The sequence below is a fragment of the Streptomyces sp. NPDC107498 genome, assembly GCF_055582805.1.
Window position 1 is genome coordinate 56957 of record NZ_JBVJPE010000017.1, and the last position, 26820, is coordinate 83776.

A 26820-nucleotide genomic window follows, 5' to 3' on the forward strand; every position below is an offset into this window, starting at 1 on the left:
GAGGGGCCCGGGACGGTGCGAAACCGCCCCGGGCCCCTTTTCATCCCTCCGGACTGCCCGCGATGCCCGCTTCGTCCCGCTCTTCGATACTGGGGCCACTGCCGCCCCGAGGAGAGCCACGTGGCCAACCCCGTACCCCCGCGCGACCGGACCGATCAGCCCTGGCGCTCGGAAGGGGCACCGCCGCCCCCGTCGCCGAAGAAGAGGATGCCGGGAGGCTGGGGCGGCCTCGTCCTCACCGCGCTCGTCGTGTACCTGATCGCCAACATCGTGCTGTCGTTCTTCAACGAGGGCGACGGGCCGACGATCTCGTACACCGAGTTCGACAAGCAGGTCGCCGCCGGGAACGTCACCAAGATCTACTCCAAGGGCGACGCGATCCAGGGGCAGCTGAAGAACAAGCAGCCCGTCCCCGACGGCGAGGGCGACTACACCAAGTTCCAGACCCAACGACCGGCCTTCGCCGACGACGACCTCTGGGCGCAGCTGACCAAGCAGAACGTCGTCGTCACCGCCCGGCCCGTCGTCCAGGAGCGCAGCTTCCTCGCCAACCTCCTGATCTCGCTGGCGCCGATGCTGCTGCTCGTCGTGCTGTGGGTCTTCATCGCCCGCCGGATGAGGACCGGCATGGGCGGCGCGGGCGGCATGCTCGGCCGCAAGCAGCCGCCGAAACCGGTCGAGCTGGAGGGCGGCAAGCGCACCACCTTCGAGGACGTCGCCGGCATCGACGAGGTCGAGGGCGAGCTCAACGACGTCGTCGACTTCCTGAAGAACCCGCAGGCCTACCGCGAGATGGGTGCCAAGATGCCCCGCGGCGTGCTCCTCGCGGGTCCTCCCGGCACCGGCAAGACCCTGCTGGCCCGGGCCGTGGCGGGCGAGGCCGGAGTGCCGTTCTTCTCGGCCTCCGCCTCCGAGTTCATCGAGATGATCGTGGGCGTCGGCGCCTCCCGGGTCCGCGAGCTGTTCGCCGAGGCCCGCAAGGTCGCCCCCGCGATCATCTTCATCGACGAGATCGACACCATCGGCCGGGCCCGGGGCGGCGGCTCCGGGATGGGCGGCCACGACGAGCGCGAGCAGACCCTCAACCAGATCCTCACCGAGATGGACGGCTTCACCGGCTCCGAGGGGGTCATCGTCCTCGCCGCCACCAACCGCGCCGACGTCCTCGACCCGGCCCTCACCCGGCCGGGCCGCTTCGACCGGATCGTCCACGTCAACCCGCCCGACCGGGGCGGCCGCGAGGCCATCCTGAGGATCCACACCCGGGAGATCCCGCTCGCCAAGGACGTCGACCTGGAGCACGTCGCCCGGACCACCCCCGGCATGACCGGCGCCGAACTCGCCAACCTCGCCAACGAGGCCGCCCTCCTCGCGGTCAAGCGCGACCAGAAGGCCGTCACCCGGTCCGATCTGTCCGACGCCCTGGAGAAGGTCCAGCTCGGCGCCGAACGGCCCCTCGTGATGCCCCTGGAGGAGCGCCGCCGGACCGCGTACCACGAGAGCGGGCACGCCCTGCTCGGCATGCTCCAGCCCGGCGCCGACCCGGTCCGCAAGATCACCATCGTGCCGCGCGGCCGGGCCCTCGGCGTCACCCTGTCGACCCCCGACGCCGACAAGTACGCCTACACCGAGGACTACCTGCGCGGCCGGATCATCGGCGCCCTCGGCGGCATGGCGGCCGAGCAGGTCGTCTTCGGCGTCATCACCACCGGCGCCGAGAGCGACCTCGAACAGGTCACCAACATCGCCCGGGGCATGGCGGGCCGCTGGGGCATGAGCGAACGCGTCGGCCGCCTCACCGCCATCCCGAGCGACGCCCAGCAGGCGTATGGACTCTCCGCCGCCCCCGCCACCCTCGACACCGTCGACGAGGAGATGCGCCGCATCGTCGACGAGTGCTACGAGAGCGCCGTACGACAGCTCCACGAGCACCGCGACCGACTCGACGCCCTGGCCGAGGCGCTCCTGGCCAACGAGACCCTGGAGGAGGGGGCGGCCTACCGCGCGGCGGGGATCGTGCGCCGGGAGCCGGGGGAGGAGCAGGACTGAGGGGGCGCGGGCTGGATCCTGGATCCCACATCCCGGCTCCGGTGCTCCGATCCGCCGTCCTGGGTCCAGCACCTTGGATCCAACGCCCTGGATCCGATGTCCGGGATCCGACATCGCGGATCCCGGAGCCGACGTCCCGAATCCAGCACCTGACGGACTACGACACCCTGGCGATCACGTACCGGAAGACGTTCGGCATCCACACCGTCCCGTCCGGGCGGACGTACGGGGCGAGCGCCTCCTCGATCTCCTTCTCCACCTGGGAGGACTCCGTCGCCCGGACCGCCTCGTCGAAGGCGCCCGTCGACAGCAGCCCGCGCACCGCGCTGGCGCCGTCCGCGTACCCGAAGGGGCAGGACACCCGGCCCGAGCCGACCGGCCGCAGCCCCGCTGCGGCGACCAGCGCGTCCAGGTCGGTCCCCGGCGCGGTGCCGCGGTCCGCGAGCCTGGCCGCGACCCGTAGCACCGGCACCGTGGCGCACCGCTCCGGCGGCCCCCAGTCGGCGAGGACGACGGCCGTGCCCGGTTGGGCCGTACGGGTGAGCGCCCGGAGCTCGGGGAGGAGGCCGTCCGTCGCGTGGAAGGCCGTGATCACGTCGTACGGCAGGTCCTCCGGGGGCTCCTCCGTGACCGTCACGCCCTCCGGCAGCCGCTCCCTCGCCAGCTCCGCGCGCGCGTGGTCCCGGTCCGCGCCGGCGACCCGTGCTCCCCGTGCCGCGGCCATCAGGAGGGCCAGGCCCGAGCCGCAGCCCAGGCCGAGCAGCCGGGAACCCGCGCCCACGTCCAGGCGGTCGTACACCGCCTCGTAGAGCGGGACCAGCATCCGCTCCTGGATCTCGGCCCAGTCGCGCGCGGGGTGGTGCGGGACGAGCGTAGGTGTCATGGAAAAGCGCCCCAATCCGTGCTCGGACGACAGCCCCCCGTAGTCAGGGAACTGCGCATCCCGGGCCGCGTCCAGTGCTCGCGCCGGACGATTCGTCCGGGAGGGCGGTGCGCCGCCTTGCGCCTGGACCCGGTAGTGTCCTCGCCACGGTTTCCCCGCGCCGCTCCGGCCCCTCCGAGGGGCGCGCGCACCACGGCCGCGCGCCGGGGCGTATGCGCCACTACGCACCGGCTTGACGTCCCCTGCGTGACTCCTCCGCAGATCGGGGCACTGGCCCCGCGTCGGGACACATCAATGCCAACTGACGGGTACGTGCAAAATATTTGGGATGCCCCGGAATGGAACCCGGGGGCGCTTCGGCTCGTTGTACGCGACGTGAGCACGACACCACCTGTTCTCGCCGCAGAGCTGGCACAGGCGTGGGCCGACATTCAGCGGCACCACCCCGAGCTGCCCGATCTTGCCGCGCCCGAGTCCCTGATCGGAGAGTCCTCGTCCGCCTGCGGCGCCGAGCTCTCCTTCGAGCGACTGCTCCACGAGGCAGTCCACGGCATCGCCGCCGCCCGAGGTGTCCGCGACACCTCCCGCGCCGGCCGCTACCACAACCGCAGATTCCTCGCGATCGCCGAGGAGATGGGCCTCGACCATCCCGAGGAGCCGCACGCCAGCAGCGGCTTCTCCCTGGTCACGCTCAACCCCGAGGCCAGGCGCCGCTACCGGCCCACCATCGAGCGGCTCCAACGAGCCCTCAAGGCGCACACGGTCGCCACGGCCGCCGACACCAAGCGCTCCTTCCGCGGACCGGCCGCCCGGCACGGCTCCTCGGGCGGCGGCGTGCGCGTCAAGGCCGTCTGCGACTGCGGACGGAACGTGCGCGTGGTGCCGTCGGTGCTGGCCCAGGCCCCGATCGTCTGCGGCGGCTGCGGCAAGCCCTTCCGCATCCCCGAGACGGTGGGCGCCGCCAACTGAGTCGGCGGCGTGTGGCACAATGGCTAGCTGTACTCGACAGTCGCACAGGACCCCTCTCTCCTCCGGCTGACGCGTCCATCGGGCATCCGAGTACCGCAACCCCACGTGGCATCTCAAGTGCCCAACCACGTCAAGACCAGGAGACACCACTCCAGTGGCAGTCAAGATCAAGCTCAAGCGCCTCGGCAAGATCCGCCAGCCGCACTACCGCATCGTCGTCGCCGACTCGCGCACCCGTCGTGACGGTCGCGCGATCGAGGAGATCGGCCTCTACCACCCGACGTACAACCCGTCGCGTATCGAGGTCGACTCCGAGCGCGCGCAGTACTGGCTGTCCGTCGGCGCCCAGCCGACCGAGCCGGTTCTCGCCATCCTGAAGCTCACCGGCGACTGGCAGAAGCACAAGGGTCTGCCGGCCCCCGAGAAGGCTCTGCTCGTCCCCGCCACGAAGGAGGCGAAGCGCGCCTCGTTCGACGAGTTCGCGAAGACCCTCGAGGGCGGCGACGACAAGGGTGAGGCCATCACCCCGAAGGCCAAGAAGGCCGACAAGAAGGCGGACGAGGCCGAGGCCGCGTCCACCGAGTCGACCGAGGCCTGATCATGCTCGAGGAGGCTCTCGAGCACCTCGTGAAGGGCATCGTCGACAACCCCGACGAGGTGCAGGTCGCCTCGCGCAACCTGCGCCGGGGCCGCGTGCTGGAGGTCCGGGTCCACCCCGACGACCTCGGCAAGGTGATCGGCCGCAACGGCCGCACCGCGCGTGCGCTGCGCACCGTCGTGGGCGCCATCGGCGGCCGGGGGATCCGCGTCGACCTCGTCGACGTGGACCAGGTCCGCTGAGCAGGTCGGCAGCATCACCTTAGTTGTGCCGGCACGGGCCGGGGAGGGCTGAAGAGCCCGCCCCGGCCCGTTGTCGTACGTACGAGCTGTGTGACAGGAGAGTGTGGAGCAGTGCAGTTGGTAGTCGCGCGGGTCGGCCGCGCCCACGGCATCAAGGGCGAGGTCACCGTCGAGGTGCGGACGGACGAGCCCGAGCTCAGGCTCGGCCCCGGTGCCGTACTGCTCACCGATCCGGCCTCCGCCGGGCCGCTGACCATCGAGACCGGCCGCGTCCACAGCGGCCGGCTGTTGCTGCGCTTCGAGGGCGTCCGCGACCGCAACGCCGCCGAGGCCCTGCGCAACATCCTCCTCATCGCCGAGGTCGACCCCACGGAGGTGCCCGAGGAGGAGGACGAGTACTACGACCACCAGCTGATCGACCTCGACGTCGTCCTCGCCGACGGCACCGAGATCGGCCGGATCACCGAGATCTCCCACCTGCCGTCCCAGGACCTCTTCATCGTCGAGCGCCCCGACGGCACCGAGCTGATGATCCCCTTCGTCGAGGAGATCGTCACCGAGATCGACCTGGAGGAGCAGCGGGCCGTGATCGACCCGCCGCCCGGCCTGATCGACGACCGCGCCGAGATCGTCTCCACCCGGGACGAGGGCGAGGAGCCCGGCGACGAGGCCGCCGAGGAGCAGGCATGAGGCTCGACGTCGTCACGATCTTCCCCGAGTACCTCGAACCGCTGAACGTCTCCCTCGTCGGCAAGGCGCGCGCGCGAGGACAGCTCGACGTCCACGTGCACCACCTGCGGGACTGGACCCACGACCGGCACAACACGGTCGACGACACCCCCTACGGCGGCGGCCCCGGCATGGTCATGAAGACCGAGCCCTGGGGCGACGCGCTCGACCAGACGCTCGCCGACGGCTACGAGGCCGGCGCGCACGGCCCGGTCCTCGTCGTCCCGACCCCCAGCGGCCGCCCCTTCACCCAGGAACTCGCCGTCGAGCTCTCCGAGCGGCCCTGGCTGATCTTCACGCCGGCCCGCTACGAGGGCATCGACCGCCGGGTCACGGACGAGTACGCGACCCGGATGCCGGTCTACGAGGTCTCCATCGGCGACTACGTCCTCGCCGGCGGCGAGGCGGCCGTCCTCGTCGTCACCGAGGCCGTCGCACGCCTGCTGCCCGGGGTCCTCGGCAACGCCGAGTCCCACCGGGACGACTCCTTCGCCCCCGGCGCCATGGCCAACCTCCTGGAGGGCCCCGTCTACACCAAGCCCCCCGAGTGGCGCGGCCGGGCCATCCCCGACGTCCTCCTCAGCGGGCACCACGGCAAGATCGCCCGCTGGCGGCGCGACGAGGCCTTCCGGCGCACCGCGGCCAACCGGCCCGACCTGATCGAACGCTGCGACCCCGCCGCCTTCGACAAGAAGGACCGCGAGGTCCTCTCGATGATGGGGTGGGCGCCCGAGCCCGGCGGCCGATTTTGGCGCAAGGTCGAGGGCGTGGAAGAATAGGCCGCTGTCGTCCGTCCGGCGCGCGCCCCTGCCACAGGGGGAACGACGCCGCCAGAAACGGACGACGCCCCGAATCGTTCGAACGTACCGCTGATGACCTGTGGCATCAGCGAGGAAAGAGACCTCCATGGCCTCCCTGCTCGACCAGGTCAACGCGGGTTCGCTCCGCTCCGACCTCCCCGCCTTCCGTCCCGGCGACACCGTGAACGTCCACGTGCGCGTCATCGAGGGCAACCGCTCCCGCATCCAGCAGTTCAAGGGCGTCGTCATCCGCCGCCAGGGCTCGGGCGTCAGCGAGACCTTCACGGTCCGCAAGGTCTCGTTCTCCGTCGGCGTCGAGCGCACCTTCCCGGTGAACAGCCCGATCTTCGAGAAGATCGAGCTCGTCACCCGCGGTGACGTCCGTCGCGCCAAGCTCTACTACCTGCGCGAGCTGCGCGGCAAGGCCGCCAAGATCAAGGAGAAGCGCGACCGCTGAGCCCCGGCTCCCGGCACGCCCCACGCTTCCGACTCCCCGCACAGACAGGCCGGATAGGCTCTGCCAGCGATGGACACCGAAGCACAGCACACGGAGCGCGACCCCTCCTCCGACACGGATTCGTCCGGCACGGAGGAAGGGTCGCGCTCCGCGCGCGTTCCCGACGACACCGGGCGCACCTCCTCCTGGCGGCGCACCGCCCTCGTGGGCGGCGCCTGCGTGGCCTTCCTGCTGCTCCTGAGCCACTTCGTCGTCCAGCCGTTCCTGATCCCCAGCGGCTCCATGGAGCCGACGCTCCAGGTCGGCGACCGGATCCTCGTGAACAAGCTGGCGTACCGTTTCGGCAATGAGCCCGCCCGGGGCGACGTCGTCGTCTTCGACGGCACCGGCTCCTTCGTGGACGGGCAGCCCCGGGGCAATCCCGTCACCGGACTCCTGCACGACGGAGCGGCCGCCCTCGGCCTCGCCGAGCCCGACGAGACCGACTTCGTGAAGCGGGTCGTCGGCACCGGCGGCGACCGGGTCGTCTGCTGCGACAAGGACGGCCGGCTCACCGTCAACGGCGTCCCCGTCGAGGAGCGGTACGTGATGCTCGGCGACCGCCCCTCCAGCGTGCCCTTCGACATCGTCGTCCCGCCCGACAGGCTCTGGGTGATGGGCGACCACCGCAGCCAGTCCAGCGACTCCCGCGACCACCTCGGCAGCGCCGGCGGCGGCATGGTCCCCGTCGACGAGGTCGTCGGCCGCGCCGACTGGATCGCCTGGCCCTTCGGCCGCTGGTCCACCGTGCCCGGCACCGACGCCTTCGCCGCCGTACCGGCCCCGCCGGCCGGCGGACACGGAGCGGGAACCCATGGGTAGCCGGGGCCGCCCGCCCGGCGGGTCCGCCACCGGACAGGGCACGGCGCTGCCCGGGCGGGCCGAGCGCCGCAGGCTCGCCCGCAGGGTCAGACGGCGCCGCCAGCGCTCCGCGATCCGGGAGATCCCGGTCCTGATCACGGTGGCCGTGCTCATCGCGCTCGTCCTCAAGACCTTCCTGCTCCAGGCGTTCGTCATCCCCTCCGGCTCCATGGAACAGACCATCCGGATCGACGACCGGGTCCTGGTCGACAAGCTCACGCCCTGGTTCGGCTCGCATCCGCAACGCGGCGACGTCGTCGTCTTCAAGGACCCCGGCAACTGGCTCCAGCACGAGACCGCGCCGGCCGCCGACGACCCGATCGGCGTCAAGCAGGTCAAACAGGCCCTGACCTTCATCGGCCTGCTGCCCTCGGCCGACGACCGGGACCTCATCAAACGGGTCGTCGCCGTCGGCGGCGACACCGTCCGCTGCTGCGGCGAGGACGGGCGGATCACCGTCAACGGCGTGCCGCTCGACGAGCCGTACCTGCACCCCGGGAACCCGCCGTCGAAGATCCCCTTCGAGGTGAAGGTCCCCCGGGGGCGCGTCTTCGTCATGGGCGACCACCGCTCCGACTCGGCCGACTCGCGCTTCCACCTCGACGAGAAGGACCACGGCACCGTCTCCGAGGAACAGGTCGTCGGACGTGCCGTGGTGATCGCCTGGCCCTTCGCGCACTGGCGCACACTGGAGCAGCGGGAGACCTTCTCCGCCGTACCGGACGGCGGAGCCGGGACCGGAACCGCATCGGGTCCGTCGCATAGTGTGTCCCCGCGCAATCTGAACGGATTGCCCGGGCTCCCGACCCCTGCGGAACTTCTGCTCGTTATGGGAGTGGTGGGCCTGTCCCTGACCCGGGGCAGGCGTTCGCACGGACTGAGGAGTGGATGTGGGGGATTTGGCCGTCGGCGCACGATCCGGACACGATGAGCCCGAGAAGAGGGCCGACGGGGCCTTCGGCGACGACACGGCGGGTGGCGACGTGACGGGTGACGAGCAGGCGCAGCCGCCGGGCGGCGGCACGCCGGGCGAGGGCGACGACGAAGCGGTCCGCGGACCCGGCAGGCCCCCGAAGAAGCCGCGTTCCTTCTGGAAGGAACTGCCCCTCCTCGTCGGCATCGCCCTGGTGCTCGCCCTGCTGATCAAGACCTTCCTGGTGCAGGCGTTCTCGATCCCCTCGGAATCGATGATGAACACGCTCCAGAAGGGCGACCGGGTACTCGTCGACAAACTGACCCCCTGGTTCGGCTCCGAGCCCGAGCGCGGCGAGGTCGTCGTCTTCCACGACCCGGGCGGCTGGCTGGAGGGCCAGGAGGCCCCCAAGCCGAACGTCGTGCAGAAGTTCCTCAGCTTCATCGGCCTCATGCCCTCCGCCGAGGAGAAGGACCTCATCAAGCGCGTCATCGCGGTCGGCGGCGACACCGTCTCCTGCAAGGAGGGCGGCAAGGTCGTCCTCAACGGCGTGGCGCTGGACGAGAGCGCGTACCTCGCCCCCGGCGCGGTGCCCTGTCAGGACTCCTTCGGTCCGATCAAGGTCCCCGAGGACCGGATCTGGGTCATGGGCGACAACCGGCAGAACTCCCTGGACTCCCGCTTCCACCAGCAGCTCCCCGGCGGCGGCACCGTCTCGAACGACGAGGTCGTGGGCCGCGCCGTCGTGGTCGCCTGGCCGGTCACCCGCTGGGCCACGCTCCCCGTCCCCGACGTCTTCGACCAGCCCGCGCTCAACAAGGCCATGGCCGCCGCCCCCCTCGGAGCGGCCGGTCTCGCCGGAGCGCTCCCGCTGGTGCTGTGGCGTCGGAAGAAGCAGGCGGCACGGCATACCGCCGAGTAGTGACCCGCGGGTAGGGTGCCGTCCCGGACCGTCGACAGACCCGCGGTCCGCCGACAGACCTGCGGGGTGCGCACATGAGCGGAACCATACGGACCAAGGGCGGCCGCGGCCGCCTCGGCAGCGTGCTGTCGGGGCTGGCCGTGGCCGTCGGCTGTGTGCTGTTCCTCGGCGGATTCGTCTGGGGGGCCGTGCTCTACCAGCCGTACACCGTCCCCACCGACTCCATGACCCCGACCCTCGACGTCGGGTCCAAGATCCTCGCCCAGCGGATCGACGGCGACGAGGTGCGGCGCGGCGACGTCGTCGTCTTCGACGACCCCCTCTGGGGTTCCTCACCCATGGTCAAGCGGGTCGTCGCCGTCGGCGGCGACACCGTCGCCTGCTGCGACCGGGACGGGCGGCTCACCGTCAACGGCGCGCCCGTCGACGAGCCGTACCTGCGATCCGGCTCCGGTGGCCGCACGACCGCCTCGGGCCGGGAGTTCTCCGTGACCGTCCCCCCGGGCAACCTCTTCCTGCTCGGCGACGACCGGCACATCTCGATGGACTCCCGCTCGCACATGGAGGACGCCGGTCGGGGCTCCGTGCCCCGCTCCATGGTCGTCGGCAGGGTCGACGCCGTCGTCTGGCCCGCCAAGGGGCTCCTGGAGCCGCCCACGGGCTTCGCCGGCCTCCCGGGCGGCATCTCGCGGCCGGGCCCCTTCGAAGCGCTCCTCACGGCCGTCGTGGCCGGCACCGTCCTGATCCTGGGGGGATCGGCGTACGGGCCGGTGGCGCGCCGCCTGACCCGCCGCGGGTCCGACGGGGCGAAGCCGGGCGCGCGCGAGAGGGTGGAGGCATGACGGACACGGAGACCCCGGAGCCGGGGGCTGCGCCTCCGGGACCCGCGCCGGAGGCGGTGCTTTCGGCGGGTCCGGAACCCGCGCCGGAGGCGGCGTTTTCGGCGGGTCGGGAACCCGCGCCGGAGGCGGGCTCCGGGCGGCGGCGGGTCGCCCGCGTCATCCTGCTCGACCCGGACGACCGCATCCTGCTCCTGCACGGCCACGAGCCCGACGACCCGGACGACGCCTGGTGGTTCACCCCCGGCGGCGGCGTGGAGGGCGACGAGACCCGGGAGGAGGCGGCACTGCGCGAACTCGCCGAGGAGACCGGCATCACCGAGGTCGACCTCGGCCCCGTGCTCTGGAAGCGGTACTGCTCCTTCCCCTTCGACGGGCGCCGCTGGGACCAGGACGAGTGGTACTACCTGGCCCGCGTCCGCGGGACGGAGGCCCCGACCCGGCCGCGGGCCCTCACGGAACTGGAGACCCGCAGCCTCGCGGGGCTGAGATGGTGGACCTCCGCCGAACTGTCGGCGGCCCGTGAGACGGTGTACCCGACCAGGCTCGCCGAGCTGCTGCGCACGCTGCTCGACGAGGGACCTCCGGGTGCGCCGGTGGTTCTCGCCCCGGAAATCGTTTAGGGGCGCGTACGGCTGGCGCACAATAGGGGGACGCACGGCTGAAGGGGAACATGCCATGAGCGCCGAGGACCTCGAGAAGTACGAGACCGAGATGGAGCTGAAGCTCTACCGGGAGTACCGCGACGTCGTCGGGCTGTTCAAATACGTGATCGAGACCGAGCGGCGCTTCTACCTCACCAACGACTACGAGATGCAGGTGCACTCGGTGCAGGGCGAGGTGTTCTTCGAGGTCAGCATGGCCGACGCCTGGGTCTGGGACATGTACCGGCCCGCCAGGTTCGTCAAGCAGGTCCGCGTCCTGACCTTCAAGGACGTGAACATCGAGGAGCTCAACAAGAGCGACCTCGAACTCCCCGGCAGCTGAGGCCGCCGCCCGCGCCCCACCGGCCCGAATCACCCTCAGGGGTGATCGGGTTCTCCACAGCCCCCCGGCCCTCCACAGCGTCGCACGCGGTCCGCCGCACCCCGTCACAGTCGGTGACGGAGGTGGTACCGCATGAACAGGACCCAAGCCCTCGGACGGTACGGAGAGGAGCTGGCGACCCGCCGGCTCACCGCGACCGGCATGCACATCCTCGCCCGCAACTGGCGCTGCGGCCGGACCGGCGAGATCGACATCGTCGCCCGCGACGGCGACACCCTCGTCATCTGCGAGGTCAAGACCCGGCGCGACGGCCCCTACGAGCACCCGATGGCCGCCGTCACCCCCCGCAAGGCCGAACGGCTCCGCCGCCTCGCCGCCTGCTGGCTCGACCGCAACGACACCCCGGCCCCCGCCGGCGGCGTCCGCATCGACCTCGTCGGCATCGTCCTGCCGCGCAAGGGCGCCCCCGTCCTCACCCACGCCCAGGGGGTGGCCTGATGGGATTCGCCCGCACCTGCTCCGTCGCCCTCGTCGGCGTCGAAGGCGTCGTCGTCGAGGTCCAGGCCGACCTCGAACCCGGCGTCGCCGCCTTCGCCCTCGTCGGCCTCCCCGACAAGAGCCTCAGCGAGAGCCGCGACCGGGTCCGCGCCGCCGTCGTCAACTCCGGCGCCGAATGGCCCCAGAAGAAGCTGACCGTCGGCCTCAGCCCGGCATCCGTCCCCAAGGGCGGCAGCGGATTCGACCTCGCCGTCGCCGCGGCGGTCCTCGGCGCCGCCGAGCGGATCGACCCGCGCACCATCGCCGACCTCGTCCTCATCGGCGAACTCGGCCTCGACGGACGCGTCCGACCCGTCCGCGGCGTCCTGCCCGCCGTCCTCGCCGCCGCCGAAGCCGGATACGGCCAGGTCGTCGTCCCCGAACAGACCGCCGGCGAGGCCTCCCTCGTCCCCGGCGTCTCCGTCCTCGGCGTCCGCACCCTCCGCCAGCTGATCGCCGTCCTCACCGACGAACCCGTCCCCGACGAGGAGGCCTGCGAGGAGGGCCGACCCGACGCCATGCTCGCCGGACTCCTCGTCCCCGGCGCCGGCATCGGCACCGGACTCGCCGCCGAACCCGCCGAAGGCCCCGACCTCGCCGACGTCGCCGGCCAGCACCGGGCCCGCCTCGCCCTGGAGGTCGCCGCGGCGGGCGGCCACCACCTGCTCCTCTCCGGCCCGCCGGGCGCGGGAAAGACCATGCTGGCCGAGCGCCTCCCCGGCATCCTCCCGCCCCTCACCCGACAGGAATCCCTGGAAGTCACCGCCGTCCACTCCGTCGCCGGCATCCTCCCGCCCGGCGAACCCCTCGTCCGCCGCGCCCCCTACTGCGCACCCCACCACTCCGCCACCATGCAGTCCCTCGTCGGCGGCGGAAACGGCCTCCCCAAACCCGGGGCCGTCTCCCTGGCCCACCGCGGCGTGCTCTTCCTCGACGAAGCCCCCGAGTTCTCCGGCAAGGTCCTCGACGCACTGCGCCAGCCCCTCGAATCCGGGCACGTCGTCATCGCCCGCGCCGCCGGCGTCGTCCGCCTCCCCGCCCGCTTCCTCCTCGCCCTCGCCGCCAACCCCTGCCCCTGCGGCCGGCACACGCTGTACGGCGCCGGATGCGAATGCCCCGCCTCCCTCGTCCGCCGCTACCAGGCACGGCTCTCCGGGCCCCTGCTCGACCGCGTCGACCTCCGCGTGGAAGCCGAACCCGTCACGCGCGCCGACCTCCTCGGACAGGGCGGCCGGGGCGAGACCACCGCCACCGTCGCCGCCCGGGTCCACGACGCCCGGGCCAGGGCCGCCGCCCGTCTCGCCGACACCCCCTGGAGGGTGAACAGCGAGGTCCCCGGACACGAGCTCCGCACCCGCCACCTCGCCGCACCCGGCGCCCTCGCCGCCGCCGAGCGCGACGTCGAACGCGGACTGCTCACCGCCCGCGGCCTCGACCGCGTCCTCCGCGTGGCCTGGACCGTCGCCGACCTCGCCGGACACGACCGACCCGACAGCCAGGACATCGCCCTCGCCCTCGAACTGCGCACCGGCGTGGCCCGAGGCGTGCCCGTCGGAGCGGGAGAGCCCGCATGACCCCCGACCCCGCCCCCACCGCCCCGAGCGACTCCACCGCTCCCGCCACTTCCACCGCCCCGAGCGCGCCCACCGCTCCCGCCGTCCCCACCGACGAACGGCTGGCCCGTGCCACCCTCAGCCGCGCCGTCGAACCCGGCGACGAGCACGCCGGCCGGTGGCTCCGTCAGTACGGCGCCACCGGCTTCCTCGACCGCCTGCTCCACGCCGGGGACGGAGCCGCCCCCTTCCCCGGCACCGGAGCCAAACGCGTCGCCTCCTGGCGACGACGCGCCACCGACGCCCGCCCCGGCCACGACCTCGACGCCGTCCACGGCCTCGGCGGCCGCTTCCTCGTCCCCGGCGACCCCGAATGGCCACGTCAACTCGACGACCTCGGAGACTCCCGCCCCCTCGGCCTCTGGGTCCGAGGACCGGCCGACCTGCGCACCTGGGCCCTGCGCTCCGTCGCCCTCGTCGGCGCCCGCGCCTGCACCCCGTACGGCGCCCACACCGCCGCCGACCTCGCCGCCGGCCTCAGCCGGCAGGGCTGGGTCGTCGTCTCCGGAGCCGCCTACGGCATCGACGGCGCCGCCCACCGGGGCGCCCTCGCCGCCGACGGCGCCACCGTCGCCGTCCTCGCCTGCGGCGTCGACACCCCGTACCCCCGCGGTCACGACCGACTCATCCGACGCATCGCGGAACAGGGCCTCGTCATCAGCGAGTTGCCGCCCGACAGCCACCCCACACCCAGCCGCTTCATCCTCCGGAACCGCGTCATCGCCGCCCTCACCCGAGGCACGGTCGTCGTCGAGGCCCAGCACCGCAGCGGCTCCCTCGTCACCGCCCGCGCCGCCGGGCGCCTCGGCCGCCACACCATGGGCGTCCCCGGCCCCGTCACCAGCGCCCTCTCCGCCGGCGTCCACGAACTCCTGCGCGGCGACGCCACCCTCGTCACCGATGCCGACGAGATCGTCGAACTCGTCGGCGACATCGGCCAGCTCGCCCCCGCGCGCCGCGGCCCCCTCCTGCCCCGCGACCTCCTCGCCCCCGCCACCGCGCACGTCCTCGAAGCGGTCCCTGCCCGCGGCCCCACACCGACCACCGTCATCGCCCGCCGCGCCGGCACCACCCCCGACGACACCCTCGCCAAGCTGTACGAACTCCACTCGCTCGGCTTCGTCGAGCGTCACGGGGAGGGATGGAGGTTGACGAACACCGCGACAGAAGCGTCGAACGCGCGGCGAGGCGGTCCTTGACCCGGAGCATTCGGGTGAAAGGCTGACGGAGATGAACAACCGAGTTCTCCCGGCCGCGTCCGGGGGGCCGACACGCGCCACGGCCCCGGTTCGAAGATGTGGCCGACGGCCTCCACCCGGAGCGGCGCGATCCGCCGATGTTCGCGCACTGCGACGGCGCACTCACGCTACGCTCACGAGGATTCCCTCCAGGACACCTTTCAGGACACCCACTCCGACACACCCGACAGCAGAACGGCTCAAGGCGACGCATGCCCCAGCACACCTCCGGGTCTGACCGCGCTGCGGTGCCCCCAGCAGCCCGGGGCACCGTGCGACCGTCCGCACCGACCTCGCTCGACGAGCTGTGGCGCTCGTACAAGGACACCGGCGACGAGCGGCTGCGGGAGCAGCTGATCCTCCACTACTCACCGCTCGTCAAATACGTCGCGGGACGGGTCAGCGTGGGGCTGCCGTCCAACGTGGAGCAGGCCGACTTCGTCTCCTCCGGGGTCTTCGGCCTCATCGACGCCATCGAGAAGTTCGACGTCGAGCGCGCGATCAAGTTCGAGACGTACGCCATCACCCGCATCCGCGGCGCCATGATCGACGAGCTCCGTGCCCTGGACTGGATCCCGCGCTCGGTCCGCCAGAAGGCCCGCAACGTCGAGCGCGCCTACGCCACCCTCGAAGCCCAGCTCCGGCGCACCCCCTCCGAGAGCGAGGTCGCCGCGGAGATGGACATCACGCTGGAGGAACTGCACGCCGTCTTCAGCCAGTTGTCCCTGGCGAACGTGGTGGCCCTGGAAGAGCTGCTGCACGTCGGAGGCGAGGGCGGCGACCGCCTCTCCCTCATGGACACCCTCGAGGACACCGCCGCCGACAACCCCGTCGAGGTCGCCGAGGACCGCGAGCTGCGCCGACTGCTCGCCCGCGCCATCAACACGCTTCCCGAACGGGAGAAGACCGTCGTCACGCTCTACTACTACGAGGGCCTGACCCTCGCCGAGATCGGCCACGTCCTCGGCGTCACCGAGAGCCGCGTCAGCCAGATCCACACCAAGTCCGTCCTGCAGCTCCGCGCCAAGCTGGCCGACGTCGGGCGCTGACCTTGCGGGCCGGTCGTACAGTGGAGCCGTGCCCAGGATTCGAGCGGCCTCGGTGGCCGAGCACCGGACGATGCAGCGCGGCGCCCTCCTGGACGCCGCGCGTTCCCTGCTGTCCGAGGGGGGTACGGAGGCGCTGACCTTCCCCGCCCTCGCCGAGCGCACGGGCCTGGCCCGCTCGTCGGTCTACGAGTACTTCCGGTCCCGCGCCGCCGTCGTCGAAGAGCTCTGCGCCGTCGACTTCCCCGTCTGGGCCGCCGAGGTCGAGGCCGCCATGGCCGGCGCGGAGACGCCGCACGGCAAGGTCGAGGCGTACGTCCGCACCCAGCTCGACCTGGTCGGGGACCGGCGCCACCGGGCGGTCGTCGCCATCTCGGCGAGCGAACTGGACGACGGCGCCCGCGAGAAGATCCGCGCGGCCCACGGCGGACTCGTCACCATGATCGTCGAAGCCCTCGCCGCCCTGGGTCAGCCCCAGCCCCGCCTGGGCGCCATGCTGCTCCAGGGCGTCGTCGACGCCGCCGTCCGCCGCATCGAGCTCGGCGCGGCCGAGGATCCCGCGGACATCGCCGAGGCGGCGGTCACGATGGCCCTCCACGGCGTCGCCGGCCCCCAGGCCTGACCGATCAATCAGCGGGGGGGGATCCCCCCCCCGCCCCCTCCCCCCACCCCTCCCTCCCCTCTCCCCCGCCCCTCCAGTTCGTGATCAGTTTCTGAGGGGGAGCAGGCGTGACGGGGGCCTCCTCGTCAGGAGGAGGGGGTTCAGGTACTCCTCGCCCCTGAGGAGGCCCCAGTGGAGGCAGGACGCCGGGCAGTGGGTGCCCTCCGCGACCCGGGCGATCGGTGTGCCCGGCGACACCCGGGTGCCGGGTGGTACCAGGGGGGTCACCGGGGTGAAGGTGGTGCGCAGCGGGGGAGTGCCGGTGCCCGGGAGGGTCAGGGTGACGGCGCCGCGGCCGCCCACCGGGCCCGCGAAGGCGATCGTGCCCGCGGCCGGGGCGAGCACCGGGGTGCCCGGGGGTGCGGCGAGGTCGACGCCGCGGTGACCGGCGGCGTACGGGCCGGGCGGGGGCTGCCAGCCGCGGAGGATCTCCGGCGGGGGAGGGCCCACCGGCCACAGGAGGGCCACGGCGAGGAACACGGTCGTCAGATGCATGGGGGAAGACTCTCCCGGCCGTGCGGGCCGGGAGGGGCGCGGGCGGTATCTGTGGATCGCTCGCCCGTTGTGGACAGCGTCGTCACCCAGTGCTCCCGGGGTCCCGTACACTTCCTATGGCGACTCGGGTCACCGGGTCGACTTCGCACGCCCCGCCATCCTTCCTCGAGGCGGGTGGCAGCGCCTTTCGGTCCTTCGCGGCACGGCGCGCCGGGGCGTCAGGAACACAACCGAGAAACTCAAGGAGATACGGCCATGGCCGTCGTCACGATGCGGGAGCTGCTGGAGAGCGGCGTCCACTTCGGTCACCAGACCCGTCGCTGGAACCCGAAGATGAAGCGCTTCATCTTCACCGAGCGCAACGGCATCTACATCATCGACCTGCTCCAGTCGCTGTCGTACATCGACCGCGCCTACGAGTTCGTCAAGGAGACCGTCGCGCACGGCGGCTCCATCATGTTCGTCGGTACGAAGAAGCAGGCCCAGGAGGCCATCGCCGAGCAGGCGACGCGTGTCGGCATGCCGTACGTCAACCAGCGTTGGCTCGGTGGCATGCTCACCAACTTCTCCACCGTCTACAAGCGTCTGCAGCGCCTCAAGGAGCTCGAGCAGATCGACTTCGAGGACGTCGCCGCCTCGGGTCTCACCAAGAAGGAGCTCCTGGTCCTCTCCCGCGAGAAGGCCAAGCTGGAGAAGACCCTCGGTGGTATCCGCGAGATGCAGAAGGTGCCGAGCGCCGTCTGGATCGTCGACACCAAGAAGGAGCACATCGCCGTCGGTGAGGCGCGCAAGCTCCACATCCCGGTCGTCGCGATCCTCGACACCAACTGCGACCCCGACGAGGTCGACTACAAGATCCCGGGCAACGACGACGCGATCCGCTCCGTCACCCTGCTCACCCGCGTGATCGCCGACGCCGTCGCCGAGGGCCTCATCGCCCGTTCCGGCGCCGCGACCGGCGACTCGAAGCCGGGCGAGAAGGCCCAGGGCGAGCCGCTCGCCGAGTGGGAGCGCGACCTGCTCGAGGGCGAGAAGAAGGCCGACGAGGCCGAGGCCCCCGCCGCCGAGGCCGCCCCGGCCGAGGCCGAGGCTGCTCCGGCCGAGGCCGAGGCTGCCGCCGAGGCTCCGGCCGCGGACGCCGAGCAGGCCTGACCCTCCAGGACCTTCGGGTGACGACGGCGGGGGCCCACGAAGCCCCCGCCGTCCACCCGTGGACCCGCCCGATCTTTCAGACTTCGAGAGAGAAACAGACTCATGGCGAACTACACCGCCGCTGACGTCAAGAAGCTCCGCGAGCTCACCGGCGCCGGCATGATGGACTGCAAGAAGGCCCTGGACGAGGCCGACGGCAACGTCGACAAGGCCGTCGAGGCGCTCCGCATCAAGGGTCAGAAGGGCGTCGCCAAGCGCGAGGGCCGCTCTGCCGAGAACGGCGCCGTGGTCTCCCTCATCGCCGACGACAACACCTCCGGCGTCCTCGTCGAGCTGAAGTGCGAGACGGACTTCGTCGCCAAGGGTGACAAGTTCCAGGCCGTCGCCGCCGAGCTGGCCAAGCACGTCGCCGCCACCGCCCCGGCCGACCTGGAGGCGCTGCTCGCCTCCGAGATCGAGGCCGGCAAGACCGTGCAGGCGTACGTCGACGAGGCCAACGCCAACCTCGGCGAGAAGATCGTCCTGGACCGCTTCGCGCAGTACGCCGACGGCTTCGTCTACGCGTACATGCACCGCACGATGCCGGACCTCCCGCCGCAGATCGGTGTCCTCGTCGAGTTCGACAAGGCCGCCGCCGAGGTCGCCAAGGGTGTCGCCCAGCACATCGCCGCCTTCGCGCCGAAGTACCTCACCCGTGAGGACGTCCCGGCCGAGGTCGTCGAGACCGAGCGTCGCGTCGCCGAGGAGACCACCCGCGCCGAGGGCAAGCCCGAGGCCGCGCTCCCGAAGATCGTCGAGGGTCGCGTGAACGGCTTCTTCAAGGACGCGACGCTGCTCGGCCAGCCGTACGCCCTTGACAACAAGAAGTCCGTCCAGCAGATCCTGGACGAGGCCGGTGTCACCCTGAAGCGCTTCACCCGCATCAAGGTCGGCATCTGAGTCCGTACGCGAACGCGACGGACACCGGACCCCGGTAGGGTCTGAAGCAGTCGTCCGCGCACGCGCAGGACGACCGCAGATCTGACGAGGAGGCCATTGCCGTACGGGATACCGCGAGGACCCAAGGCAATGGCCTCCTTCGTATGTGCACGAGGAGATCTCCATGAACCAGGGCGCCGTACAGGGCGACGACAACAACGGCAAGAAGGCCGGCCGCTACATGCTGAAGCTGTCCGGAGAAGCCTTCTCCGGCGGTACCGGCCTGGGTGTCGACCCCGACGTCGTGCACGCCATCGCGCGTGAGATCGCGGCCGTCGTCCGCGACGGCGCGGAGATCGCGATCGTGATCGGCGGCGGCAACTTCTTCCGCGGCGCCGAGCTCCAGCAGCGCGGCATGGACCGGGCCCGCTCCGACTACATGGGCATGCTCGGCACGGTGATGAACTGCCTCGCCCTCCAGGACTTCCTGGAGAAGGAGGGCATCGACTCCCGGGTCCAGACCGCCATCACGATGGGCCAGGTCGCCGAGCCGTACATTCCGCTGCGCGCCGTGCGCCACCTGGAGAAGGGCCGCGTGGTCATCTTCGGTGCCGGCATGGGCATGCCGTACTTCTCCACCGACACGACCGCCGCGCAGCGGGCCCTCGAGATCGACGCCGAGGCCCTGCTCATGGGCAAGAACGGTGTCGACGGGGTCTACGACTCCGACCCGAAGACCAACCCGGACGCGGTCAAGTTCGACGCGCTCGAGTACGGCGAGGTGCTCTCCCGCGACCTCAAGGTCGCCGACGCCACCGCCATCACCCTGTGCCGGGACAACGACCTCCCGATCCTCGTCTTCGAACTGCTCACCGAGGGCAATATCGCTCGCGCGGTGAAGGGTGAGAAGATCGGCACGCTCGTGAGCGACCAGGGCACCCGGGCCTGACCCGAACCGGGGAACCGCCCCGCAAGGGGATGGACAGAGCCCTGCCGGTCGTACACCGTGCAGGACACAACGCGACGACACGCAGGAGCAAGTGGTGATCGAAGAGACCCTCCTCGAGGCCGAGGAGAAGATGGAGAAGGCCGTCGTGGTCGCCAAGGAGGACTTCGCCGCGATCCGCACCGGCCGTGCGCACCCGGCGATGTTCAACAAGATCGTGGCCGACTACTACGGTGCCATCACCCCCATCAACCAGCTGGCGTCCTTCTCCGTCCCGGAGCCGCGCATGGCCGTGGTGACGCCGTTCGACAAGAGCGCCCTGCGCAACATCGAGCAGGCGATCCGGGACTCGGACCTCGGGGTCAACCCGAGCAACGACGGCAACATCATCCGGGTGGTGTTCCCCGAGCTGACCGAGGAGCGCCGCCGGGAGTACATCAAGGTCGCCAAGGGCAAGGCCGAGGACTCGAAGATCTCGATCCGCTCGGTGCGCCGCAAGGCCAAGGAGACCATCGACAAGCTCGTCAAGGACGGCGAGGTCGGCGAGGACGAGGGCCGCCGCGCCGAGAAGGAGCTCGACGACACCACCGCGAAGTACGTGGCGCAGGTGGACGAGCTGCTCAAGCACAAGGAAGCCGAGCTGCTCGAGGTCTGATGAACGACTCTTCCTGGGGGGCCCCGGCCGGTTCCGGCCGTGGGGGACCCGACCAGGGGCCTGCCCCGGCGGGTCCCGCATACGATAGGCATCAGGCGGCGCAGACTCGGCCCATGCCCATCGTGCCCGACGTTCCCGCCGGCGGATTCCAGGACGGTCACGGCCGGGGGGCCGCTCACCCGAGCGGTCCCCTGTTCCGCGACGAGACGCCGCACGAGCACCCGCAGGAGCCCATGTCCAGCCCCACCCCGCCTCCGCCGCCCCGGCAGAAGAAGAGCGCGGGCCGTGACCTGGGTGCGGCCATAGGGGTCGGGGTCGGTCTCGGTGCCGTCATCATCGCGTCGCTGTTCATCTGGAAGCCGGCGTTCGTCGGAGTGATAGCGGTCGCCGTGGTCGTCGGCCTGTGGGAACTCACCTCCCGCCTCCAGGAGCGCAAGGCGATCAGGGCTCCGCTGGTCCCGCTCGCGGTCGGCGGCGCGGCAATGGTCGTCGCCGGCTACGTCCGGGGCCCCGAGGGCGCCTGGGTGGCGATGGCGCTGACGGCGCTCGCGGTGCTCGTCTGGCGGATGACGGAGCCGCCCGAGGGCTACCTGAAGGACGTCACGGCGGGGGTGTTCGCCGCGTTCTACGTGCCGTTCCTGGCGACCTTCGTGGCGCTGCTGCTGGCCGCGGACGACGGGCCGCAGCGGGTGCTGACCTTCCTGATCCTGACGGTGGTCAGCGACACCGGGGCGTACGCGATCGGCTGGCGCTTCGGCAAGCACAAGCTGGCCCCGCGGATCAGCCCCGGCAAGACCCGGGAGGGTCTGGTCGGCGCGGTGACGTTCGCGATGGCGGCGGGCGCGCTGTGCATGGAGTTCCTGATCGACGGCGGTCTCTGGTGGCAGGGCCTGATCCTCGGTCTGGCGGTGGCGGCGAGCGCGACGCTCGGCGACCTCGGCGAGTCCATGATCAAGCGCGACCTGGGCATCAAGGACATGGGCACGCTGCTGCCGGGGCACGGCGGCATCATGGACCGACTGGACTCGCTGCTCCCGACGGCGCCGGTGGTGTGGCTGCTGCTGGCGTTGTTCGTGGGAACGGCCTGACCGGCGGTTTCGTGGAGAAGGGCCCGCCGTCCGGTTGACGGCGGGCCCTTCTCCGTACGTCTGCGACACTGGTAGCACCATGCCCAAGCCCGGAGAACTCACTTTCGTCGCCCCCCGCGGAGCCAAGAAGCCGCCGCGGCACCTGGCCGACCTCTCGCCCGCCGAGCGGAAGGAGGCCGTCGCCGCGATCGGCGAGAAGCCCTTCCGCGCCAAGCAGCTGTCCACGCACTACTTCGCGCGGTACGCGCACGACCCCGCCGAGTGGACCGACATCCCGGCCGCCTCGCGGGAGAAGCTGGCCGGGGAGCTGCTGCCCGACCTGATGTCCGTGGTGCGGCACATCTCGTGCGACGACGACACCACCCGCAAGACCCTGTGGCGGCTGCACGACGGCACGCTCGTGGAGTCGGTGCTCATGCGCTACCCGGACCGGGTGACCATGTGCATCTCCTCGCAGGCCGGCTGCGGGATGAACTGTCCGTTCTGCGCGACCGGGCAGGCGGGGCTCGACCGGAACCTGTCGACCGCCGAGATCGTGCACCAGATCGTGGACGGGATGCGGGCCCTTCGGGACGGGGAGGTGCCCGGGGGGCCGGCGCGGCTCTCCAACATCGTGTTCATGGGCATGGGCGAGCCGCTCGCCAACTACAAGCGCGTGGTCGGGGCGATCCGCAGGCTGACGGACCCCGAGCCGGACGGGCTCGGGCTCTCGCAGCGCGGCATCACCGTCTCCACCGTCGGTCTCGTGCCCGCGATGCTCCGCTTCGCCGACGAGGGCTTCAAGTGCCGGCTCGCGGTCTCGCTGCACGCGCCCGACGACGAGCTGCGCGACACCCTGGTGCCGGTCAACACGCGCTGGAAGGTCCGCGAGGTCCTCGACGCGGCCTGGGAGTACGCGGAGAAGTCCGGGCGCCGGATCTCCATCGAGTACGCCCTCATCCGGGACATCAACGACCAGGCCTGGCGCGGCGACCTGCTGGGCCGGCTGCTCAAGGGCAAGCGGGTGCACGTCAACCTGATCCCGCTGAACCCGACGCCCGGCTCGAAGTGGACGGCGTCCCGCCCGGAGGACGAGAAGGCCTTCGTCGAGGCGATCGCCCGCCACGGCGTGCCGGTGACCGTGCGGGACACCCGCGGTCAGGAGATCGACGGTGCCTGTGGACAGCTCGCGGCCACCGAGCGCTGACCTTGTAGTCTGAGCTCGAACACATCTCCATATTCCGACAGGGGAGCGCCACAGCGCTGAGAGTGCGGTAACCGTAGACCGCAGACCCTCTGAACCTCGCCCAGGTCATTCTGGGTAGGAAGTTCGGTCGTAACTCAAGCTGTTGCGCCCTGCCCGCGTCCCCGGACGCGGGCGGGGCCGCGTCTCTTCCTGGTCACACCCAGGAGGAATCTCAGTGAGCATCAAGAAGGCCGCCGCCGTCGCGATCGTCGCGGCGCTCGGCGTCACCGGCCTGGCCGCGTGCGGCAGCGAGGACGCCCCGGCGGCGGGCAAGAGCGGCGCGCCCGCGTCCAGGAGCGTCACCCTCGTGAGCCACGACTCCTTCAACGCCTCCAAGGAGGTGCTGGCGGACTTCACCGAGCGGACCGGCTTCACCGTCAAGGTGCTGAAGAGCGGCGACGCCGGCGAGGCCGTCAACAAGGAGATCCTGACCAAGGGCTCTCCGCAGGGCGACGTCTTCTTCGGCGTCGACAACACGCTGCTGTCCCGCGCCCTCGACAACGGGATCTTCGTCCCGTACGAGGCGAAGGGCCTGGACCGGGTCCCGGCCGCGTACCGGCTCGACGGGGAGCACCGGGTCACCCCGATCGACTCCGGCGATATCTGTGTCAACTACGACAAGAAGTACTTCGCGGACAAGAAGCTGGCGCCGCCGGTCACCTTCGACGACCTCGCGAAGCCGGCGTACAAGGACCTGCTGGTGGTGGAGAACCCCGAGCGGTCCTCCCCGGGCCTCGGTTTCCTGCTCGGCACGGCCGCGAAGTACGGCGACGGGGGCTGGCAGGACTACTGGAAGAAGCTCAGGGCCAACGGCGTGAAGACCGTCGACAGCTGGGAGCTCGCCTACAACCAGGAGTTCTCCGGCTCGGCCGGCGGCAGGCAGGCCAAGGGCGACCGGCCGCTGGTCGTGTCGTACGCCTCCAGCCCCCCGGTCGAGGTGCTCTACGGCGAGCCGCAGCCGAAGGTGGCGCCCACCGGCGTCTCCACCGGCACCTGCTTCCGGCAGACCGAGTTCGCGGGCCTGCTGAACGGCGCGAAGAACCCCGAGGGCGGCAAGGCGCTGATCGACTTCCTGATCTCCAAGGAGTTCCAGGAGGACATGCCGCTCCAGATGTTCGTCAACCCGGTGGCGAAGGACGCGGCCCTGCCGGAGCTGTTCACCGAGCACGGCGTGGTGATCGAGAAGCCGGAGACCATGGCGCCCGAGAAGATCGCCGAGAAGCGTGACCCGTGGATCCGGCAGTGGTCGTCGCTCGTCCTGAAGTAGCACGTCCCGGCGTGAGGCGCGACCTCCGGGGGAGCGCGACGAGGCTGGGGCTGATGGCCCTGCCCGTCGCGTTCTTCGGGATCTTCTTCGCCTGGCCCGTCGTGTCCATCGTGGACCGGGGGCTCCGCCCCGACGGCACCTGGCGGTTCGGCCGGATCGGCGAGACGCTGAGCCGGCCGGACGTCCTCGACGTGCTCGGCTTCACCGTCTGGCAGGCGCTCGCCTCCACCGGCCTCACCCTCCTGGTGGCGCTGCCGGGGGCGTACGTCTTCGCCCGTTTCGACTTTCCCGGCAAGGGCGTGCTGCGGGCCGTCGTCACGGTGCCGTTCGTGCTGCCGACCGTCCTCGTCGGCACGGCGTTCCTGGCGCTCGTCGGCCGGGGCGGGCTCACCGACGAGTTGTGGGGGGTGCGGCTCGACACCGGCGTGTGGGCGATCCTCCTCGCGCACGTCTTCTTCAACTACGCGGTCGTCGTCCGGACCGTCGGCGGCCTCTGGTCGCAGCTCGACCCGCGCCAGGAGGAGGCCGCCCGGGTCCTCGGCGCCTCGCGCTGGACGGCCTGGCGGACGGTGACGCTGCCCGCGCTCGTGCCGGCGGTGGCGGCGGCCGCCCTGATGGTCTTCCTCTTCACCTTCACCTCCTTCGGCGTCGTGCAGATCCTCGGCGGGGACGCGTACTCCACGCTGGAGGCCGAGATCTACCGGCAGACCGCCCGGCTGCTCGACCTGCCGACGGCGGCGGTGCTCACGCTCGTCCAGTTCGTCGCCGTCGGGGCGATCCTGGGCGTGCACGCCTGGACGGTACGGCGGCGGGAGACCGCCCTGCGGCTCGTGGCGCCGGAGCGGACCGCGCGCCGGCCGCGCGGCGCCGGTCAGTGGGCGCTGCTCGGCGGCGTCCTCCTCTCGGTGACGCTGCTGATCCTGCTGCCGCTGGGCGTCCTCGTGGAGCGTTCCCTCGCCGGGCCGCACGGGTACGGGTTCGGCTACTACCGGGCGCTCGGCTCGCTCGACGAGTCCGGGACCTTCCTCGTCCCGCCGCTGGAGGCGATCGGGAACTCGCTGCGGTACGCGGTGGCCGCCACCGCCGTCGCGGTGCTGATCGGCGGGCTCGCGGCGGCGGCGCTCACGAGGCGGGCCGGGCGCCTCACCCGGGGCTTCGACGCGCTGCTGATGCTGCCGCTCGGGGTCTCCGCCGTCACCGTCGGCTTCGGCTTCCTCATCACCCTCGACGAGCCGCCGCTCGACCTGCGGGCCAGCTGGATCCTCGTACCGCTCGCCCAGGCCCTGGTCGGCGTGCCCTTCGTCGTACGGACGATGCTGCCGGTCCTGCGCGCGGTGGACGAGCGGCTGCGCGAGGCGGCGGCCGTGCTCGGCGCGTCGCCCTGGCGGGCCTGGCGGGAGGTGGACCTGCCGCTGGTGCGGCGGGCGCTGCTCATCGCGGCCGGGTTCGCGTTCGCGGTGTCGCTCGGCGAGTTCGGGGCGACCGTGTTCATCGCCCGGCCCGACAGCCCGACGCTCCCGGTGGCGGTGGCCCGGCTGCTCGGCCGGCCCGGGGAGCTCAACTACGGCCAGGCGATGGCCCTCTCGACGATTCTGATGGTGGTGTGCGCGGTGTCCCTGCTGCTGCTCGAACGGCTCCGCACCGACCGGACCTCCGGGGAGTTCTGATGCTGTCGATCGAGGACGCGACCGTACGGTTCGGGGAGCGGGCCGTGCTCGACGCCGTGGACCTGGAGGTCGCCGAGCACGAGATCGTCTGTGTGCTCGGCCCGAGCGGCAGCGGCAAGTCCACGCTGCTGCGGGCCGTCGCCGGGCTCCAGTCGCTCGACGGCGGCCGGGTGCTGCTCGGCGGCGCCGACCAGGCCGGGGTGCCGGTGCACCGGCGGGGCGTCGGCCTGATGTTCCAGGACCACCAGCTCTTCCCGCAGCGGGACGTCGGCGGCAACGTCTCCTTCGGCCTGCGGATGCGGGGCGCGGGGAAGGCCGAGCAGGCGGAGCGGGTGCGGGAGCTGCTCGACCTCGTCGGCCTCCCCGGTGCCGAACGGCGGTCCGTCGCCGCGCTCTCCGGCGGCGAGCAGCAGCGGGTGGCGCTCGCCCGCGCGCTGGCGCCCCGGCCCCGGCTCCTGATGCTCGACGAGCCGCTCGGCCAGCTCGACCGGGGCCTGCGGGAGCGGCTCGTGGTGGAGCTGCGGCAGCTCTTCGGCCGGCTCGGGACGACGGTCCTGGCCGTCACCCACGACCAGGGCGAGGCCTTCGCGCTCGCCGACCGGCTCGTGGTCATGCGGGACGGCCGGATCGCCCAGTCGGGTGCGCCGGCCGAGGTGTGGCGGCGGCCCGCGTCGGAGTTCGTGGCGCGGTTCCTGGGCTTCGACAACGTGGTGGCGGCGCGGGTGACCGGTGCGGTCGCGCAGACGGCGTGGGGGAAGGTGCCGGTCCCGGACGGCTCCCCGGAGGGGGAGCGGCGGCTCCTCGTCCGTCCGGGCGGGGTGCGGCTCGTGGAGGACGGTCCCCTGTGGACGGTGGAGTCCCGGACCTTCCGGGGCAGCCGGGTCGTCGTACGGCTCCGTCCGGCCGGGGGGCCCGTGCTGGAGGCCGAGCTTCCGCTCCGGGAGGCGCCGGAGGAGGGCGCCGGGGTGGGCGTGGAGTTCCGGGCGGAGGACGTGGTGGTGCTGGGGGACGACGCTCCGTAGCG

29 protein-coding genes are annotated in these 26820 nt (G+C 71.9%); 27 read left to right on the plus strand and 2 right to left on the minus strand.

The features are described 5' to 3' along the window. The first annotated feature begins 120 nt into the window (after nucleotides 1–120). Nucleotides 121–2049 (plus strand): ATP-dependent zinc metalloprotease FtsH, encoded by a 1929-nt coding sequence (ftsH, locus tag ACZ66Z_RS26630; RefSeq protein ID WP_469937887.1) that lies wholly within the window; start codon nucleotides 121–123, stop codon nucleotides 2047–2049. Between the two features lie 157 nt (nucleotides 2050–2206). Here the strand turns inward: ftsH and ACZ66Z_RS26635 are convergent, their stop codons facing one another. Then, nucleotides 2207–2932, minus strand: coding sequence for a methyltransferase domain-containing protein (locus ACZ66Z_RS26635; protein ID WP_469937888.1), 726 nt, complete (start codon nucleotides 2930–2932; stop codon nucleotides 2207–2209). 375 nt (nucleotides 2933–3307) lie between these two features. Here ACZ66Z_RS26635 and ACZ66Z_RS26640 point away from each other — a divergent pair, with 375 nt between their 5' ends. The 17 genes from ACZ66Z_RS26640 to ACZ66Z_RS26720 all read left to right on the plus strand — a co-directional run bounded on the left by ACZ66Z_RS26640 (nucleotide 3308) and on the right by ACZ66Z_RS26720 (nucleotide 16344). Further along, a complete protein-coding gene (locus ACZ66Z_RS26640; RefSeq protein ID WP_030690647.1) occupies nucleotides 3308–3901 on the plus strand; it encodes a hypothetical protein in 594 nt (197 codons plus the stop codon). A 154-nt stretch (nucleotides 3902–4055) separates the two neighbouring features. Further along, on the plus strand, nucleotides 4056–4499 hold the full coding sequence (rpsP, locus tag ACZ66Z_RS26645) for a 30S ribosomal protein S16 (RefSeq protein ID WP_015036470.1): 444 nt from the start codon (nucleotides 4056–4058) through the stop codon (nucleotides 4497–4499). 2 nt (nucleotides 4500–4501) lie between these two features. Continuing rightward, entirely contained in the window at nucleotides 4502–4741 is a 240-nt protein-coding gene (locus ACZ66Z_RS26650; RefSeq protein WP_020868149.1) for an RNA-binding protein, read from the plus strand. Nucleotides 4742–4852: 111 nt separating this feature from the next. Continuing rightward, nucleotides 4853–5431 (plus strand): ribosome maturation factor RimM, encoded by a 579-nt coding sequence (rimM, locus tag ACZ66Z_RS26655; RefSeq protein ID WP_469937889.1) that lies wholly within the window; start codon nucleotides 4853–4855, stop codon nucleotides 5429–5431. After that, entirely contained in the window at nucleotides 5428–6249 is an 822-nt protein-coding gene (trmD, locus tag ACZ66Z_RS26660) for a tRNA (guanosine(37)-N1)-methyltransferase TrmD (protein WP_469937890.1), read from the plus strand. The genes rimM and trmD overlap by 4 nt, the downstream gene beginning before the upstream one ends. A gap of 127 nt (nucleotides 6250–6376) precedes the next feature. After that, nucleotides 6377–6727 (plus strand): 50S ribosomal protein L19, encoded by a 351-nt coding sequence (gene rplS / locus ACZ66Z_RS26665; RefSeq protein ID WP_015036473.1) that lies wholly within the window; start codon nucleotides 6377–6379, stop codon nucleotides 6725–6727. A 69-nt stretch (nucleotides 6728–6796) separates the two neighbouring features. Further along, nucleotides 6797–7588 (plus strand): signal peptidase I, encoded by a 792-nt coding sequence (lepB, locus tag ACZ66Z_RS26670; RefSeq protein ID WP_469937891.1) that lies wholly within the window; start codon nucleotides 6797–6799, stop codon nucleotides 7586–7588. Further along, nucleotides 7581–8558 (plus strand): signal peptidase I, encoded by a 978-nt coding sequence (gene lepB / locus ACZ66Z_RS26675; RefSeq protein ID WP_469937892.1) that lies wholly within the window; start codon nucleotides 7581–7583, stop codon nucleotides 8556–8558. Before lepB (ACZ66Z_RS26670) ends, lepB (ACZ66Z_RS26675) begins: the two co-directional genes overlap by 8 nt. After that, nucleotides 8527–9462, plus strand: coding sequence for a signal peptidase I (gene lepB, locus ACZ66Z_RS26680; RefSeq protein WP_469937982.1), 936 nt, complete (start codon nucleotides 8527–8529; stop codon nucleotides 9460–9462). The genes lepB (ACZ66Z_RS26675) and lepB (ACZ66Z_RS26680) overlap by 32 nt, the downstream gene beginning before the upstream one ends. 74 nt (nucleotides 9463–9536) lie before the next feature. Next, complete coding sequence (gene lepB, locus ACZ66Z_RS26685; protein ID WP_469937893.1) at nucleotides 9537–10304, plus strand: signal peptidase I; 768 nt, start codon at nucleotides 9537–9539, stop codon at nucleotides 10302–10304. Then, nucleotides 10301–10924, plus strand: coding sequence for an NUDIX hydrolase (locus ACZ66Z_RS26690; RefSeq protein ID WP_469937894.1), 624 nt, complete (start codon nucleotides 10301–10303; stop codon nucleotides 10922–10924). The genes lepB (ACZ66Z_RS26685) and ACZ66Z_RS26690 overlap by 4 nt, the downstream gene beginning before the upstream one ends. 55 nt (nucleotides 10925–10979) lie before the next feature. Continuing rightward, on the plus strand, nucleotides 10980–11288 hold the full coding sequence (locus tag ACZ66Z_RS26695; protein WP_005311352.1) for a DUF2469 domain-containing protein: 309 nt from the start codon (nucleotides 10980–10982) through the stop codon (nucleotides 11286–11288). 132 nt (nucleotides 11289–11420) lie between these two features. Then, nucleotides 11421–11786, plus strand: coding sequence for a YraN family protein (locus ACZ66Z_RS26700; protein WP_469937895.1), 366 nt, complete (start codon nucleotides 11421–11423; stop codon nucleotides 11784–11786). Beyond that, nucleotides 11786–13399, plus strand: a complete 1614-nt coding sequence (locus tag ACZ66Z_RS26705; protein ID WP_469937896.1) for a YifB family Mg chelatase-like AAA ATPase — start codon at nucleotides 11786–11788, stop codon at nucleotides 13397–13399. The genes ACZ66Z_RS26700 and ACZ66Z_RS26705 overlap by 1 nt, the downstream gene beginning before the upstream one ends. Next, nucleotides 13396–14637, plus strand: coding sequence for a DNA-processing protein DprA (dprA, locus tag ACZ66Z_RS26710; protein WP_469937897.1), 1242 nt, complete (start codon nucleotides 13396–13398; stop codon nucleotides 14635–14637). The genes ACZ66Z_RS26705 and dprA overlap by 4 nt, the downstream gene beginning before the upstream one ends. A 251-nt stretch (nucleotides 14638–14888) precedes the next feature. After that, entirely contained in the window at nucleotides 14889–15725 is an 837-nt protein-coding gene (gene whiG / locus ACZ66Z_RS26715) for an RNA polymerase sigma factor WhiG (protein ID WP_190159812.1), read from the plus strand. Between the two features lie 52 nt (nucleotides 15726–15777). Beyond that, nucleotides 15778–16344, plus strand: coding sequence for a TetR/AcrR family transcriptional regulator (locus ACZ66Z_RS26720; RefSeq protein WP_469937983.1), 567 nt, complete (start codon nucleotides 15778–15780; stop codon nucleotides 16342–16344). Between the two features lie 84 nt (nucleotides 16345–16428). Here the strand turns inward: ACZ66Z_RS26720 and ACZ66Z_RS26725 are convergent, their stop codons facing one another. Then, nucleotides 16429–16878 (minus strand): murein hydrolase activator EnvC family protein, encoded by a 450-nt coding sequence (locus ACZ66Z_RS26725; protein ID WP_469937898.1) that lies wholly within the window; start codon nucleotides 16876–16878, stop codon nucleotides 16429–16431. A 255-nt stretch (nucleotides 16879–17133) separates the two neighbouring features. On the opposite strand from ACZ66Z_RS26725, the gene rpsB reads away from it, so the two are divergent. The 9 genes from rpsB to ACZ66Z_RS26770 all read left to right on the plus strand — a co-directional run bounded on the left by rpsB (nucleotide 17134) and on the right by ACZ66Z_RS26770 (nucleotide 26818). Further along, nucleotides 17134–18030 carry a 30S ribosomal protein S2 gene (rpsB, locus tag ACZ66Z_RS26730; protein WP_469937899.1) on the plus strand — a complete coding sequence of 299 codons (897 nt, stop codon included), beginning with the start codon at nucleotides 17134–17136 and terminating at the stop codon, nucleotides 18028–18030. Nucleotides 18031–18132: 102 nt separating this feature from the next. Next, complete coding sequence (gene tsf, locus ACZ66Z_RS26735) at nucleotides 18133–18969, plus strand: translation elongation factor Ts (protein WP_469937900.1); 837 nt, start codon at nucleotides 18133–18135, stop codon at nucleotides 18967–18969. A gap of 163 nt (nucleotides 18970–19132) precedes the next feature. Continuing rightward, on the plus strand, nucleotides 19133–19897 hold the full coding sequence (gene pyrH / locus ACZ66Z_RS26740; RefSeq protein ID WP_469937901.1) for a UMP kinase: 765 nt from the start codon (nucleotides 19133–19135) through the stop codon (nucleotides 19895–19897). A 94-nt stretch (nucleotides 19898–19991) separates the two neighbouring features. Beyond that, on the plus strand, nucleotides 19992–20549 hold the full coding sequence (frr, locus tag ACZ66Z_RS26745) for a ribosome recycling factor (RefSeq protein WP_026057589.1): 558 nt from the start codon (nucleotides 19992–19994) through the stop codon (nucleotides 20547–20549). Next, a complete protein-coding gene (locus tag ACZ66Z_RS26750) occupies nucleotides 20549–21637 on the plus strand; it encodes a phosphatidate cytidylyltransferase (protein ID WP_469937902.1) in 1089 nt (362 codons plus the stop codon). The genes frr and ACZ66Z_RS26750 overlap by 1 nt, the downstream gene beginning before the upstream one ends. 79 nt (nucleotides 21638–21716) lie before the next feature. Continuing rightward, the gene (rlmN, locus tag ACZ66Z_RS26755) at nucleotides 21717–22823 is read left to right on the plus strand and encodes a dual-specificity RNA methyltransferase RlmN (RefSeq protein WP_093873864.1); all 1107 of its coding nucleotides are present in this window, start codon (nucleotides 21717–21719) and stop codon (nucleotides 22821–22823) included. A 214-nt stretch (nucleotides 22824–23037) separates the two neighbouring features. Then, the gene (locus ACZ66Z_RS26760) at nucleotides 23038–24129 is read left to right on the plus strand and encodes a thiamine ABC transporter substrate-binding protein (RefSeq protein ID WP_469937903.1); all 1092 of its coding nucleotides are present in this window, start codon (nucleotides 23038–23040) and stop codon (nucleotides 24127–24129) included. A gap of 53 nt (nucleotides 24130–24182) precedes the next feature. Beyond that, nucleotides 24183–25796, plus strand: coding sequence for an ABC transporter permease (locus tag ACZ66Z_RS26765; protein WP_469937904.1), 1614 nt, complete (start codon nucleotides 24183–24185; stop codon nucleotides 25794–25796). Next, a complete protein-coding gene (locus tag ACZ66Z_RS26770) occupies nucleotides 25796–26818 on the plus strand; it encodes an ABC transporter ATP-binding protein (protein ID WP_469937905.1) in 1023 nt (340 codons plus the stop codon). The genes ACZ66Z_RS26765 and ACZ66Z_RS26770 overlap by 1 nt, the downstream gene beginning before the upstream one ends. The last annotated feature ends 2 nt before the right edge of the window (nucleotides 26819–26820 follow it).